The organism is Paracoccus alkanivorans (genome assembly GCF_003697785.1).
Classification (GTDB): Bacteria; Pseudomonadota; Alphaproteobacteria; order Rhodobacterales; family Rhodobacteraceae; genus Paracoccus; species Paracoccus alkanivorans.
Map to the genome: position 1 here is coordinate 266,669 of NZ_QOKZ01000004.1, position 13,875 is coordinate 280,543.

General features: G+C 60.1%; 14 protein-coding genes. 4 read left to right on the forward strand and 10 right to left on the reverse strand.

From position 1 onward, the window contains the following. The first annotated feature begins 175 nt into the window (after nucleotides 1-175). Nucleotides 176-886: a hypothetical protein gene (locus C9E81_RS12475; protein ID WP_122112679.1), complete on the forward strand. Its 711-nt coding sequence runs from the start codon at nucleotides 176-178 to the stop codon at nucleotides 884-886. A gap of 298 nt (nucleotides 887-1,184) precedes the next feature. Here C9E81_RS12475 and C9E81_RS12485 read toward each other — a convergent pair whose 3' ends face one another. From C9E81_RS12485 to C9E81_RS12530, 10 genes are all read right to left on the reverse strand, one after another. Continuing rightward, a complete protein-coding gene (locus C9E81_RS12485) occupies nucleotides 1,185-1,664 on the reverse strand; it encodes an Lrp/AsnC family transcriptional regulator (protein ID WP_122112681.1) in 480 nt (159 codons plus the stop codon). A gap of 127 nt (nucleotides 1,665-1,791) precedes the next feature. Next, nucleotides 1,792-2,511 carry a sulfate/molybdate ABC transporter ATP-binding protein gene (locus C9E81_RS12490; protein WP_122112682.1) on the reverse strand — a complete coding sequence of 240 codons (720 nt, stop codon included), beginning with the start codon at nucleotides 2,509-2,511 and terminating at the stop codon, nucleotides 1,792-1,794. Nucleotides 2,512-2,522: 11 nt separating this feature from the next. Next, complete coding sequence (cysW, locus tag C9E81_RS12495; protein ID WP_122112683.1) at nucleotides 2,523-3,386, reverse strand: sulfate ABC transporter permease subunit CysW; 864 nt, start codon at nucleotides 3,384-3,386, stop codon at nucleotides 2,523-2,525. After that, a complete protein-coding gene (gene cysT / locus C9E81_RS12500; RefSeq protein ID WP_122112684.1) occupies nucleotides 3,379-4,218 on the reverse strand; it encodes a sulfate ABC transporter permease subunit CysT in 840 nt (279 codons plus the stop codon). The genes cysW and cysT overlap by 8 nt, the downstream gene beginning before the upstream one ends. A gap of 3 nt (nucleotides 4,219-4,221) precedes the next feature. After that, on the reverse strand, nucleotides 4,222-5,406 hold the full coding sequence (locus C9E81_RS12505; protein ID WP_122112685.1) for a sulfate ABC transporter substrate-binding protein: 1,185 nt from the start codon (nucleotides 5,404-5,406) through the stop codon (nucleotides 4,222-4,224). Nucleotides 5,407-5,645: 239 nt separating this feature from the next. After that, a complete protein-coding gene (locus C9E81_RS12510; protein ID WP_122112686.1) occupies nucleotides 5,646-6,521 on the reverse strand; it encodes a nitrilase-related carbon-nitrogen hydrolase in 876 nt (291 codons plus the stop codon). A gap of 53 nt (nucleotides 6,522-6,574) precedes the next feature. Beyond that, entirely contained in the window at nucleotides 6,575-7,459 is an 885-nt protein-coding gene (locus tag C9E81_RS12515; protein ID WP_122112687.1) for a glycine betaine ABC transporter substrate-binding protein, read from the reverse strand. 35 nt (nucleotides 7,460-7,494) lie between these two features. Continuing rightward, the gene (locus tag C9E81_RS12520) at nucleotides 7,495-8,217 is read right to left on the reverse strand and encodes an ABC transporter permease (RefSeq protein WP_122112688.1); all 723 of its coding nucleotides are present in this window, start codon (nucleotides 8,215-8,217) and stop codon (nucleotides 7,495-7,497) included. Next, nucleotides 8,214-9,362, reverse strand: a complete 1,149-nt coding sequence (locus C9E81_RS12525; RefSeq protein WP_122112689.1) for an ABC transporter ATP-binding protein — start codon at nucleotides 9,360-9,362, stop codon at nucleotides 8,214-8,216. Before C9E81_RS12525 ends, C9E81_RS12520 begins: the two co-directional genes overlap by 4 nt. Nucleotides 9,363-9,390: 28 nt before the next feature. Continuing rightward, a complete protein-coding gene (locus C9E81_RS12530; protein ID WP_122112690.1) occupies nucleotides 9,391-10,041 on the reverse strand; it encodes an ABC transporter permease in 651 nt (216 codons plus the stop codon). A gap of 394 nt (nucleotides 10,042-10,435) precedes the next feature. Between C9E81_RS12530 and C9E81_RS12535 the strand changes: the two genes are divergently transcribed. The 3 genes from C9E81_RS12535 (at nucleotide 10,436) to C9E81_RS12545 (ending at nucleotide 13,835) form a co-directional block, all read left to right on the forward strand. Then, nucleotides 10,436-11,668, forward strand: coding sequence for an aromatic ring-hydroxylating oxygenase subunit alpha (locus C9E81_RS12535; RefSeq protein WP_122112691.1), 1,233 nt, complete (start codon nucleotides 10,436-10,438; stop codon nucleotides 11,666-11,668). 4 nt (nucleotides 11,669-11,672) lie between these two features. Then, nucleotides 11,673-12,707 (forward strand): FAD-binding oxidoreductase, encoded by a 1,035-nt coding sequence (locus C9E81_RS12540; RefSeq protein WP_122112692.1) that lies wholly within the window; start codon nucleotides 11,673-11,675, stop codon nucleotides 12,705-12,707. 111 nt (nucleotides 12,708-12,818) lie between these two features. Then, a complete protein-coding gene (locus tag C9E81_RS12545) occupies nucleotides 12,819-13,835 on the forward strand; it encodes a GlxA family transcriptional regulator (protein ID WP_122112693.1) in 1,017 nt (338 codons plus the stop codon). The last annotated feature ends 40 nt before the right edge of the window (nucleotides 13,836-13,875 follow it).

The window sequence follows — 13,875 nt, forward strand, 5'->3', positions numbered from 1 at the left end:
CCCGGGCAGTGATCGGACCCGACAATGAAGAATTTTATAAACGAGGCGGCAAAGCCGACTCGGTGAAAGAACACCCCCGGCCGGATGCTCCTTTGCTTGTCATGCCAATCGGCGCCATGTAGCATTCAATCTGATATGACGCGGAGCCCCTTGTTCGGCATATGGCAGGATCGAAATGGCATTGATGGAAAGCAAATGGGCAGACGCCAGCATTTTTGAACCATATGTTGCTTTCAAGGTAGAGCCGTTAATAAGAGATCAGGGAGTCAACATTCGCACCGATCTGTTTGCGAAATCAAATAAGAACCAATCCCCCTCCCACCTTCGAAAACGCATGGTCGATTACGGCAGAAATGTAGCCATGGTTGAGACCGTTTCATTATTCAAGGCAATCAAACGGGCGAATCTCACGGAAGAATCCGACATTACATTTCTGGACGCCCATTTGCTTGCCTATTCAATCATGCTCCATCGCCTTCAGCAGAATAATGGCGTACGGAGAAATGCTGTTGAATCGGAATGGAAGAACCAGTTCGCCAACGATATCGCCTATCTCATTTTCTGCACGGGAGATGATCTTCGCCATGGCCAGAGCATTGGCTGGGATTTTTATCGCGATATTCGAGAATCCGATAATGCCCCATCCCCGGAATTTTATATCTCCCTGTTTTTAGAAATTCGCCGGCGCCGCACAAACGGAAACAAGAAGCCTTACAACAAGCCAATCTCCTTCGACGATGACGTGGAATCGAATAATTTTGGGCTTTACCTTCCGGAAGAGATATTCAGCATCTCCCTGGAAAAAGCTCAGGATTGGAGTGATCTGGCCCAGGCTGCGACCGATTTGTTCGCGGCCTCGGATATAGATTTCTGGAGCGCATCCTAACGCAGTTTGCGCTTATTCGGATCCGGGTCGGCCCACTTCTTGATGCAAATATCCCCGGGGGTCGCCGGCCGGTCGCACCACTGGTTCGAAAACCAGCCGGCGACGGGGCAGCGCCTCCGGCCCATCGCGGGATGCAGCTCGCGGCTGAACCCGGTTAACTGCAGACTGCTCTGGATATGAGCCATCAAGCAATCGCCCATTTGAATTCCAATCATTGCAGGCATGAGACAAAACGAGTCTCCGGCAGATTGCTTCCACAGGGTATCAACCAAATCTCGGAGGGCTCGGCGCCCAACGTTCAGGGTGTTTCCACGTCAAGGGGCCACGCGGTGGTTACCATGATCGGTTCCATGGAAAACTTCGAGGTGACATTCCGGCAGGAAAGAGCGCGGGTTAATTGCAGGTAGAATTCGTCAAATGCGTCCATGCCCGAAACCACCACCTTGAGCAGATAGTCGACGTCACCCGCCAGACGATGCACCTCAACGATCGATGGAAAACGGGGGATCATCTTGCGAAATTCCGCGCGCCATTCCGGAGTATGATCCGGAGCCTCGATCTCCACGAAGACAGTCAGGCCAAGGCCGATCATCGCCGGGTCGACCTGTGCGACGCGTCCTGTGATGATCCCGGCCGCTTCCAGCTTCTGGATCCGTTTCCAGCAGGGGGTCTGTGACAGGCCAACACGCTCGGCAAGCTGTGCCACTGGCAGCGTCGTGTCACGCATCAGTTGGCTCAGTATCTTCCTGTCAATTCTGTCAAGTGCGGGTTTGCTCATCCATGTAACCCAACGTCAACTGCGACAAATATGATAGAAGCCGGGCGAAGAGTTCCCGCTCGGCTCGCGCGCGAAGCCAACGCATGACGTCCGATGGTAGACCATGTCGCATCGCATCGGAACATTCCTAAGCTGCAGTGAAAGCCCGAACGAAATCACTGGACGGGCGCGACCTGATATCGGCCGGCTTGCCGATCTGCTCGATACGGCCCATCGACATGACCACGACGAGATCGGCCAGTTCCATCGCCTCTTCCTGGTCGTGGGTGACGAATATGGTGGTCAGGCCGGTGGTATCGTGAATTTCGCGCAAGCCCTGCCGCAACTCCTTGCGCACCTTAGCATCGAGCGCGCCGAAAGGTTCGTCGAGCAGCAACATGCGCGGCTCGATGGCCAGGGCTCGGGCAAGCGCTACACGCTGCCTCTGCCCCCCGGAAAGCTGGCTTGGATAGCGGCCGCCGATATTGGGCAGCCGGATCAGGTCCAGCAGCCGATTGACCCGTCGTCCGATCTCAGCCTCGCCGGGGCGTTCGCGTCGTTTTCGGGCGCGGAGCCCAAAGGCGATATTCTCGAATACCGTCATGTGCCGGAACAGCGCGTAATGCTGGAACACGAAACCGGCCCGGCGTTCCTGCACGCTCATGCCAGTCGCGTCCTTCCCGTCGAAAAGCACGCGACCCGAGGTCGGGAATTCCAGCCCTCCGAGAATGCGCAGCAACGTCGTCTTGCCAGAGCCCGAGGGCCCGAGAAGTGCAACCAATGCGCCCGCCGGGATGGAGAGCGAGACAGGATGAAGCGCCCGCGATGTTCCGAATTCCTTGGCCAGTTCGTCGATATCGATATACATGTGACCTTCCTTCAATGGCGGCGCGTGGCGGCCAGCTGGCCGGCAAAGCGCCATTCGAGCAGGGATTTCAGGGCAAGGGTGACAAGCGCCAGCGCCGCGAGCAGGGAGGCCAGCGAAAAGGCCGCGACCGAGAGATACTCGTTGTAAAGCATCTCGATCATGATCGGCATCGTGGTCGTCTCGCCCCTGATCTTGCCCGATATGACCGCGACCGCGCCGAACTCGCCCATGGCACGGGCATTCGCCAGCAATACGCCGTAAAGCAATGCCCAGCGGATATTGGGCAGCGTCACGCTGCGGAAAACCCGCCAGCCCGAGGCGCCCAGTGTCAGGGCGGCCTCCTCTTCCGCCCGGCCCTGCTCGATCATCACGGGGATCAGTTCCCGCGCCACAAACGGAAAGGTTATGAACAATGTGGCCAGCAGGATGCCGGGGAAGGCAAAGACGATCTTCAGGTCATGCGCAATCAGCCATGTGCCGAATGCGCCGTGACTGCCAAACAGCAGCACCAGCGCAAGACCTGCGACGACCGGCGAGACGGAAAAAGGCAGATCGATCAGCGTGATCAGGAAAGCCTTGCCGCGAAAGTCGAACTTGGCGATCGCCCATGCGGCCGCAATGCCGAAGATGATGTTGAGCGGCACGGCAATCGCGGCAACGGTCAGGGTCAGCCGGATAGCGCTTAGCGCATCGGGCGAGGAGATGCCCTCGGCCGCGGCTTTCCAGCCATCGCTCAACGCCGTGGCGAAGATCGTGGCAAGCGGCGCAAAAAGCAGGATGACCATGAAGAATACCGAGATGCCGATCAGGACCGCGCGAAAATGGCGGTGTTCGGTCGTGACCGGAGTGAATGCCTGAACCGGGATATCAGCCATTACCGATTCTCCTCCTGCTCCAGACCTGGATGGCGTTGATGATCAGCAGCATGGCGAAAGAGATCGCCAGCATGGCGATGCCGATGGCGGTCGCCGCGTCATAATTGTACTCTTCCAGCCGGATCACGATCAGCAGTGGAGCGATCTCGGTCTGGTAGGGCAGGTTGCCGGCGATAAAGATGACCGAGCCGTATTCCCCGACCGATCGCGCCAAAGCCAGGGCAAAGCCGGTCAGAAGTGCGGGTGTCAGCATCGGCAGCACGACCCTGCGCAGGGTATAAGCACGGCTTCCGCCCAGGGTTGCGCTGACTTCCTCGCATTCGCGATCGATCTCTTCGATCACCGGCTGGACCGTGCGCGTGACGAAAGGTAGCCCGATGAATATCAGCGCCAGCCAGATACCGAGTTCGCTATAGGCAATCTTCACACCCAGGGCGCCGAATGCCTGACCGAAAGGCCCGTTCGGCGCATATAGCGTGGTCAGCGCGATCCCTGCTACCGCAGTCGGCAAGGCGAAAGGCAGGTCAATGGCCGCATCCATGAGCTTTCTGCCCCAGAACCGGTAACGCACCAGCACCCATGCCAGAAGCAGCCCAAGCACAAGATTGAACAGCGATGCGATCAGTGCTGAACGGAAAGACAACGCAAGCGCCGTCCAGACCCGTCGCGAATTGATCATGCCCCACAGCTCCACTGGGCCAATCGTCAGCCCGCGGCCCAGCAGGGCCGCCAGGGGGAGCAGGACGATAATCGACAGCAGCGTCAACATGATCCCGAAGCTCAGCCCGAAACCCGGCAAGGGAGAGGGCGAGCGGATGGCAATCGCCTTCATGTCCTATCCCCCGTAGATCTGATCGAAGATGCCGCCATCGCCGAAGAAGGCAGGTTGCACCTTGGCCCATCCTCCGAATTCATCGATGGACAGGCGTTCCACGTCGGGGAAACGGGCAATATCCTCTTCCGATGCGGCCGAATCGTCCCAGGCACGATAAAAATTCTTCACGGCAAGGGCCTGGGCCTCGGGACTGTAGAGATGTTCGAGATAGGCTTCCGCAGCCTCTCTTTGCGCATCCGAGGTGATATTGCCGTCCACAAGCGTGACCGGTGGCTCGGCCAGCATCGAAACCGAGGGCACGACGATGTCGAAGTTATCCTCGCCCTGTTCGGCAAGGGCCAGGAAAGCCTCGTTTTCCCACGCCAGCAGCACGTCACCAAGTCCCCGTTGGGTGAATGTATTGGTGGCACCGCGCGCGCCGGTATCAAGAACCGGGACATTGCCGTAAAGTTCGGCCATGTAGGCGCGGGCCTTTTCCTCGTCGCCGCCATATTCCTTCAGCGCCCATGCCCATCCGGCCATGAAATTCCATCGGGCCCCGCCCGAGGTTTTCGGATTGGGGGTGATTACCTCGACATCGTCCCGGACCAGATCGTCCCAGTCCTTGATCCCTTTCGGATTCCCTTCGCGGACCAGAAACACGATGGTCGAGGTATAAGGCGAGGAATTATGCGGCAGGCGGGATTGCCAGTCCTCGGGAATCTTTCCGGTCCTTTCCGCAATGGCCGAGATGTCCGCCGACAGCGCGAGGGTAACGACCGTCGCCTCCAGCCCGTCGATCACGGCGCGCGCCTGTCCGCCCGATCCGCCATGGGATTGCCGCAGGGTGACGGGAGCATGACCCTGAGCCTCCCACCAATCATTGAAAAGCTCATTATACTCGCGATAGAATTCGCGGGTCGGGTCATAGGAGACGTTCAGGAGCTCTTCCTGCGCAGCCGCGTCATGGGGAAATGAAAATCCCAGCCCCAAGGTCGCAAGCACTGCGAACAGGCCGCCTCGCCAATAGCCCGTGCCAAACAGGCGCGTGATGACATTTCCCTGTCCGGTGCCGTCATCGGCATCGACGGGCAGGCCGATGACATGCCGGTCGCCAAGGTTGATCTCGATTCTGCCATCGCCATGGCGACGGACAAATGTTCCCTGTGCAAGCACATGGGTTCCGGTCTTGACGGTGCGATACATCGGGACCTCCTCTTCTGACCCCATACGAGTTCGTGCCAGAGGGGCGGGCACGGAACGGCGGGATGTGTCCCTTGCCGCTGGTTTCTGCCCGGCACCCTCATGACACGATAATTACGACAGAGTTAATCGTGTATTGCAAGAGAAAAATCTCGCCTCTTTTTGTCGTGATTTTGGATGATTATTCTCCCGCTGCCACTTCAGACAGGGTGAAACGTTCCGGGGGTGAGAGTATAGGCGCTTCAGTCGCGCACGAAATCGGGAACGCCAAGCGTTCCCAGCAGTCGCGTCGTCTCGTTATGGATCAGTGCGATATTGCTGTCGCGCACGGTCGGCAACAGGTGGCGCGCACGCCGAAGCTCGTCATAGTCCAGTGTCGCTGTGATCAGTTCCTCGCCCTGCCCCGCAACCGCCATTTCGCGTCCGAAAGGATCGACGATACATGACCCGCCCCAGAAGGTCAGGTCGCGCTCGGTTCCGGTCCGGTTCGCCATGATCACCGGTGCGCCGTAGATCATCGCATAGAATCGGCAGGTCAACACCCATCCCCCGGGATTGTCGAATTCGACGCCCACCGCCTCGACACCCGAACTTACCGGGCAGATCAGCACGGTAGAACCGTGCAGAAATGCCAGATGAGTCAGTGCCGGGTTCCAGACATCCGCGCAGATCAGCAGTCCTGCCCGCCAGTTCTCGTCCATCGCCCAGGTCTCGACGAAACGGCCGGAGGCGTAGTGCTTGCCCTCTTCCAGCTTGCCGTAATTGGGCACGTTCACCTTGCGATGCAGATGCACAAGCTTGCCATTCCGAAGGATCGCCGCCGAATTGTAGAACTGCGCGGCCGGGCCTTCCTCGATGAAACCGACGGTGACCGCCATCGGCCCCGCCGCCTCGGCCAATCGCTTCAACCGGGGATCCTTGCGCGACATCGCGGCTGTCAGCAGCCTTTCCGGCCCGTAATGGCCGGTCAGGGAAAGCTCGGGCATGACCAGCATGTCCAGTCCGGCCTCACGGCCCCTAGCGATCCAGCGCAGGTGGCGGTCGATATTGACATCGACATCGCCGATCTCGCTGGCGAACTGGGCCGCGCCCACATTCAACTTCTTACCGTTCGTCATGGGCACGCGCCTTGTCAGCAATGCATGGTGACGGGCGGATCCCGCCCGCTGGTTCAGATCAGACCGTTATCTTTCAGGAATTGCGTTGCCGCATTCTCGACCGAAACCTTGTCGACATCGACGCTGGCATTCAGTTTGGCCATCACCTCGTCATTAAGCTTGGCCGAGACCTCGTTCAGCAACTCGCCGATATCGGGATTGGCCTCCAGCACCTCGTCGCGGATCACCGGAGCAAGGGCGTAGCTGGGGAAATAGCCCTTGTCGTCGGCAAGCACGGTAAAGTTGAAGGCCGGGATTCGGCCATCGGTGGCGAAGACCAGCCCGATATCGACCTGCCCGTCCTTGAGCGCCTGATAGACCAGCCCGGTATCCATCCGCTTGATATTGGCGCGGCCGAATTCGAAGCCATAGGCTTCCTGCAGCGGCTTCAGACCGTCGGCACGGGCATAGAATTCGGCGTTGGACGCAAAGGTCAGCTCGCCGCCGTCATTCACAGCCTGTGCCAGATCCGAGATCGTCTTGATGCCGGTTTCCTCGGAATCCCCGGCGCGCATGGCGAGGGCATAGGTGTTGTTGGCCTCTGACGGGTTCAGCCAGATGATGCCCTTCTCGGCATCCAGTTCCTTGACCCGCTCGTAGGTCGCTTGCGGATCCAGCTTTTCCTCGACCTTGTTATAAGTGATCAGCGAGGTGCCAGTATATTCCCAGTAGACGTCGATCTGGCCGTTCTCCATCGCCTGCCGCACAGCGGCGGAGCCCATGCCGGCGCGGTTGTCGACATTATGGCCCTTCGCCTCCAGCACCTGCTGGGTGATTGCCGAAAGGATCTGCTGTTCGGTGAAGTTCTTGCCGCCAACAACGATATCGGCGGCCTGCGCACCCATGGAGAAACCGGCGAGGGCAAGGCCGGCGAGGGCGGATTTGATTGTGATGTTCATTTGAAACTCTCCCTTGGTTGGCTGGTTGTGTTTTGCTACCGTAGCGGGTTCACACCTTTGGGGATCAGGTGCAGCTGCGCCTGCCCCATCAGGAAATCGACGGCGACGGCAAGCGCGGCAGTCGGGATCGCCCCGGCCAGCAGCATGCCGGTGTCCATCAGGTCGATGCCGGTGAAGATCAGTTCGCCCAAGCCTCCGCCGCCGATCAGGAAGGCCAGCGGCGTTGTGCCGACATTGATCGCCAGCGCGGTGCGGATACCCGAAAATATCACGTAAAGAGCATTGGGCAACTCGACCCGCCACAGGAGCTGGCGCCGGGTCATGCCCATGCCCGTCGCCGCCTCTTTCAGATGCGAGGGAACTGTCAGCAGCCCTGCATATGTGTTGCGCACGATGGGCAGAAGCGAAGCGATGAACAGCCCGAAAAAGGCCGGTGGAAAGCCGATGCCCAGAATTGTCATCGACAGCGCGACGACTGCCAGCGTCGGGATGGTGGTGCCGATATTGAACACCTGCATCACCGTCTCGGCGTAACGCTCCATCGAAGGGCGCGAAAGCCAGATCCCGGCCGGCAGCCCGACCGCGATCGCAGCCAGCCCCGAAGAAGCGACAAGCACCAGATGCTGCTTGGTCAGGTAAACGATATCCTCCCAGTAGGTGAAGACAGAATCCACCAGGCCGGACGCCGAAACCCATATTCCGAGCGCGAAGGCCAGAAGCAGCGATACCATGCGCCCAAATCCGAGCGATTGCGTCATGAGGCCTCCAGTTTCTCGGAGGCTCTCCGGTCGCGGGTATAGGTGGCGCGAAGTGCGGCGGTCACATCGGGCTGCGAGATCACGCCCGCGAAGCGGCCCTGATCATCGGTACAGGCCAGCCACATGGTATCCTGCGCGAACATCTCTGACACGACGGCGCGCAGATCTGCGCGGACCGGCACAGTTGCAGGCAGCGGATGGGCCAGATCGCGCACCGTGCCCGAGGCGCCGGTCATCTCGTCCGCGGTCACGAAGCCCACCGGCCGGTGATCGCTATCGATGACGACCGCGATCCGGGCCCTTGCCGCGGACAGGACCTGCCGGGCATCGTCGATCTTGGTCGAGCGCGAGGTGATCGGCGCGTCGCTCCTGGCCACCTCTTCGGCGGTAAGCAGGCGCAATCGTTTCAGGGTGCGGTCGGCACCGACGAAATCGGCGACGAATTCATTCGACGGATGCGCCAGGATCCGATCCGGAGAGGCATATTGCTCGATCTTGCCCGCCCGGAAGATGGCGACCTTGTCGCCCATCTTCACCGCCTCGTCGATATCGTGACTGACGAACATGATGGTCTTCTTCATCTCGGACTGCATCTTCAGGAATTCATCCTGGATGATCTCGCGGTTGATCGGGTCGATGGCCCCGAAGGGCTCGTCCATCAGCATCACCGGCGGATCGGCGGCCAGCGCCCGGATCACGCCGACGCGCTGCTGTTGCCCGCCCGACAACTCTTTCGGAAAGCGCCTCAGATACTGGCGGGCATCCAACCCCACGAGGTCCAGCAACTCGGCGGCGCGGTCGCGGGCCTTTTTTGCGTCCCAGTTCAACAGCCTGGGCACGACGCAGATGTTTTCCTCGATGGTCATGTTGGGAAACAGGCCGATCTGCTGGATCACATAGCCGATATTGCGGCGCAGCTCGATGTCGTCCAGCGTCGCGGTGTCCTTGCCGTCAATATAAATCTTGCCACTGGTGGGCGGGATCAACCGGTTGATCATCTTGAGCGCGGTCGTCTTGCCGCAGCCGGAAGGCCCCAGGAGGATGCAAATCTCGCCTGTCGGCACCTCCATATTGACCCGGTCGGCGGCAACGACATCGCCATTCGGCGTCCTGAAAATCTTGGTCAGGTCTTCGAGACGAATCATATAGCTTGTCCCTCCTGTTGAACGAGGTTCAGCGCTTCAGCCCTTCTGGCGTGAGGCGTTTTTGTAATTTCAGCAGCGCCCAGTCCGCAACAATCGCCAGCAGCGAGACGGCAATCGCCCCGGTGATGAGCTGACGCGGATCGGTCTGGGAAATGCCGCGGGCGATCAAAACGCCCAGCCCGCCCGCACCGATATAGGCGGCAATCGCGGCTACACCGATATTCATCACGACAGCGGTGCGCACTCCGGCCATGATGACCGGAATGGCAATCGGGATCTCCAGCCGCGCCAGACGCTGGAAAGGCGTCATGCCCATCCCCGTGGCCGCTTCGCGCAAGGCAGGGTCGACATTGGTGATCGCGGTATAGGTGTTACGGACGATGGGCAGTTGCGAATACAGCAGGATCGCGATCACGGCGGGCAGCCAGCCGATCCCCTGCCCGATCATGGAGAGTATCGGGATCATCAGGCCGAACAGGGCGATCGAGGGAATCGTGACAATGATCGAGGCGGCGTAAAGCACCATATCCGCAACGCGCTTGCTTTGGGTGATGGCGATACCGATCGGCACGCCCGTCAGGACGGCAAAACCCACCGCGACCACGACAATCGAGATATGCTCGCCTGCCAACCCAAGGATCACCAGCCAATTATTGGCTATAAAGCTCAGAATCTCCACTGTTTCCCCCTCTCCTCTGAACATGGATCACGATCCGGTCAGCGGATATCCCGGGATATCCCGGATGGGCGCGGGACAAGTTATGCATTTCCGCCATCGTCTTGCATAAATCCGCCATCGGCCATGATCTCGCATGGAGATTGCAGGGCGGATCACGGTGCCACCGCAATCCTGCCGGTATATGCAGAGGGTCTACTATAGCCCTGCACCCGCACCGGAGTTCAAGGCATATTTTTTGCATGGTATTCCCGGTAATGCTCCCACCCCCCGGTCGGAAAGCTGATTCCCGATGTCGGAATCCTTGGCGCAAATTCGCATGCCAAAGCGTCAGGATAGGCGCCTGAAAGGATGCCATGCATCACCCAAGGACCCCGGCTTTCAGGAGGCATCGCCGATGCTGAAGGAACGAATTGCAGGATTGCTGGATCAGCGCCTTTCCGGCCACTCACTGCCGCGCGACTTTTACGTGGACGAGCAGATTTTCCAGGCCGATGTCGAGGCGGTGTTCGAAACCGACTGGCTTTTCGCCTGCAGCACTGTCGAGATCCCGCGCCCCGGCGATTACCTGACATTACGGGTGGGCCATAACCCGATCGTGGTGCTGCGCAATCGCGACGGCGAGGTCGCGGCGTTCCACAACACATGCCGGCATCGCGGCTCGCAGCTCTGTCTGAAAGAAAAGGGGCGCGCCAATCGTCTGGTCTGTCCCTATCATCAATGGGTCTACGAACTGGACGGCAGCCTGATCAACGCCCGCCAAATGCCCGAAGGCTTCGATATCGGCGCTTACAGCCTTGCGCCGGTGCATGTGCAGGTGGTCTGCGGCATGGTCTATATCTGTCTTGCCGACAGACCGCCGTCGCTGGACCATTTCAGGGCCGGGGTCACACCATATATCGCGCCGCATATGCCCGACCGCACCAAGGTGGCCTTTACCTCGACAATCATCGAGGAGGCGAACTGGAAACTGGTGATCGAGAATAACCGCGAATGCTATCATTGCGCCGGGAACCACCCCGAGTTGCTGGTCTCGATGGTCGAATTCGCCTTGCCGGACGATCCGCAGGCGAAAAGCCAGTTTCAGGGCCTGATGGACCGCTCGGTCTCGCGGTGGAATGCATTGGGATTGCCTCACAAGCCCGCCGATGGTGGGATCGAGTTCCGCTGCATCCGGCTGCCCTTCAACGAGAATACCGTGTCCTTCACGATGGACGGCAAGCCGGCCTGCAACAAGCTGCTGGGAAATTTTACCGAGCAGGATCTGGGTTCGGTCCGCATGTTCCGCGTGCCGCATAACTGGAACCATTTCCTGTCAGACCACATCATTCATTTCCGCGTCCTGCCGATTTCGGCCAACCGGACAGAGCTGCGCACCACATGGCTGGTCCATGAAGACGCAGTCGATGGCCTGGATTACGATGTCGGGCATCTGACCGCCGTGTGGCTGGCCACGAACAGCGAAGATGGAATGCTGGCCGAAAACAACCACCGTGGAATCCTGTCGCGGGCCTATCGCCCCGGCCCCTATGCGCCGTCGGAATTCATGCTGACCCATTTCACCGACTGGTATGCCGGAAAGATGGGCGATTATGTTGGCGGCCCGCGCAGAGCGGTAGCGGCGGAGTAAAAGCGTGAATATCCAAGCTGTCCCGACGGGACTGTTGCTCCTGTCCTGCATCTCTGTCCATGACGAAACACCGACAATCAAGACCTTTCGACTGCGCGCGAAATCCGGCCCGCTCAGTTTCGTTCCCGGTCAGGCCCTGGTGCTGAAAGTGCCTGCTCCCAACGGGCCACTATGGCGCAGTTTCACCATTTCCGGCGGCGACAGCGGCGACCTGCACCTGACCATCAAGGCGCAGGCCCGGGGCGGCGCGACCCGCTGGCTGCATGACAATCTGCGCCGGGGCGATACTCTTGAGGCCCGCCCTCCTCGCGGCAGCTTTACGCTGGCGCTGCGCCACAACGGGAAACTGGCATTCGTGTCGGGCGGTTCGGGCGCAACTCCGATGATGGCAATGCTGCGGCATCTGGCAGCGACCGAGCCAAAGGTCGATGTCGCATGGTTTCACGCCGCGCGCGCCCCGGAAGAGACGCTGTTCGCATCGGGATTGACCGAGCTGCAGCGCCGGATGCCGCGACTGAGCGTCGCGATGACAGTGACGCAACCCTCGCCGGGCTGGTTCGGCTATCGCGGTCGCATCCGCCGCGCGCTTCTTGCCGCTGCCCTCCCGGACTTCGGCCGCCGCGAGGTTTTCTGCTGTGGCCCCGCCGGATTCATGCAGGAGGCACGGCTGATCCACGCGGCGGAGGGAGGCGACAAGACCCAGTTCCATACCGAGAGTTTCGGAGCTGACGCCCCCGTCATTATTCCGCCCACCCCGGAACGGGCCGGAACGGACGGCCCCGCCCATCGGCTGAAGGTGAACGGCCGGGACTTGCAGATCCGCCCCGCGGAAACCGTTTTGCAGGCCAGCCTCAGGCAAGGTGTCGTCATCCCCTGCGGTTGCGGAGAGGGCATGTGCGGAACCTGTATGGTCCGGCTGGTTTCAGGCGATGTCGACGCCCGCCCGAATGGCGGGCTGACCGCCGAAGAAGCGGAACAGGGCTATATCCTCGCCTGTTCGAGCCGCGCGGTTTCGAATGTCGAGATCTCTCTGGAATGACCGGCCGCCGGCTTCGGCGGTTTGCATCCCGGTTAGGCGGTCATCGGAAAAATTCCTTGAGGCCATCGGAATACCCGATCAATCATGCCGCGATGCAATCAGGAACCGACGATGTTCTACCATGAGATAAGGGAACCTCTGTGTTTTGCCTTTCTGATGCTTGACGGGCAGTCCATGATGAGCCTTGCCTCCGCGACCGAACCCCTGCGAGCGGCCAATCGCCTTTTGGGTCGCGAGGCTTTCCAGTGGGATCTCTGCAGCCTCGACGGAGCGCCTGTTCTTGCCTCGAATGGGCTACCTTTCCAGGCAGTTGCGCTGGATCAGGTTCTGGAACGCAGCCATGCGATCTTTTTGTGCGGCGGGATGCGGCTGGAGCCGCTGGATGCGCGGCCATACCTGGCCGCGATGCGGCGTGCGGCACGCGCCGGGCTGGCCATCGGGGCATTATCCACGGCCAGTTACCTGGTCGCTCAGGCGGGCCTTCTGGATGGCTATCGCTGCACGATCCACTGGGAAAACCGGACCGCTTTCGAAGAGGAGTTTCCTCATATCGAGATGACCTGCACGTTGTTTGAGATCGACCGGAACCGGCTGACCTGCTCGGGCGGAACCGCCGCGATGGACATGATGCTGCAGATCATCGCCGATCGTTACGGCCCAGATCTGGCGCAGGCTGTCGCCAACCAGTTCCATCACCAGCGCATTCGCCGGGCGGACGAGGATCAGCAGGGCGGCACCGCACAGGAGATGACAGCCCTGCCCGAACCGGTGCAAAAAATCATATGGCTGATGCGTAAAAATCTGGAAACGCCGATCCAGATCGAGGACCTAGCGGAAGAGGCCGGTCTCAGCGCCCGACAGATGGAACGCCTGTTCCGCCTGCATCTGGGGATGACGCCGGTGCGGTATTATATCTCGTTGCGTGTGGATCGGGCGCGCGAGATGCTTCTTTATACCGAGCAGCCGATCATGGATATCGCGATCGCGGCGGGCTTTGCCTCGACCTCGCATTTCTCCAAATGGTTCAAAGAGTTCAACAGCATTCGCCCGACCGACCTGCGCGCCCGCGCCCGGTTGATGCGCTCGCAACACCATCGCAATCCGACAGCAGATGGCAAACAGGGCTGACCACCAGCCAAAGCATGGCAGGAACGGAAAGGCCGATGAC

Coding starts and splice junctions, on each gene's coding strand:
- C9E81_RS12515 (WP_122112687.1), bottom strand. CDS start 7,459: ATGAACATCACAATCAAATCCGCCCTCGCCGGCCTTGCCCTCGCCGGT.
- C9E81_RS12510 (WP_122112686.1), bottom strand. CDS start 6,521: ATGACGAACGGTAAGAAGTTGAATGTGGGCGCGGCCCAGTTCGCCAGC.
- C9E81_RS12485 (WP_122112681.1), bottom strand. CDS start 1,664: ATGAGCAAACCCGCACTTGACAGAATTGACAGGAAGATACTGAGCCAA.
- C9E81_RS12475 (WP_122112679.1), top strand. CDS start 176: ATGGCATTGATGGAAAGCAAATGGGCAGACGCCAGCATTTTTGAACCA.
- C9E81_RS12535 (WP_122112691.1), top strand. CDS start 10,436: ATGCTGAAGGAACGAATTGCAGGATTGCTGGATCAGCGCCTTTCCGGC.
- C9E81_RS12505 (WP_122112685.1), bottom strand. CDS start 5,406: ATGTATCGCACCGTCAAGACCGGAACCCATGTGCTTGCACAGGGAACA.
- C9E81_RS12490 (WP_122112682.1), bottom strand. CDS start 2,511: ATGTATATCGATATCGACGAACTGGCCAAGGAATTCGGAACATCGCGG.
- cysT (WP_122112684.1), bottom strand. CDS start 4,218: ATGAAGGCGATTGCCATCCGCTCGCCCTCTCCCTTGCCGGGTTTCGGG.
- C9E81_RS12520 (WP_122112688.1), bottom strand. CDS start 8,217: ATGACGCAATCGCTCGGATTTGGGCGCATGGTATCGCTGCTTCTGGCC.
- cysW (WP_122112683.1), bottom strand. CDS start 3,386: ATGGCTGATATCCCGGTTCAGGCATTCACTCCGGTCACGACCGAACAC.
- C9E81_RS12545 (WP_122112693.1), top strand. CDS start 12,819: ATGTTCTACCATGAGATAAGGGAACCTCTGTGTTTTGCCTTTCTGATG.
- C9E81_RS12525 (WP_122112689.1), bottom strand. CDS start 9,362: ATGATTCGTCTCGAAGACCTGACCAAGATTTTCAGGACGCCGAATGGC.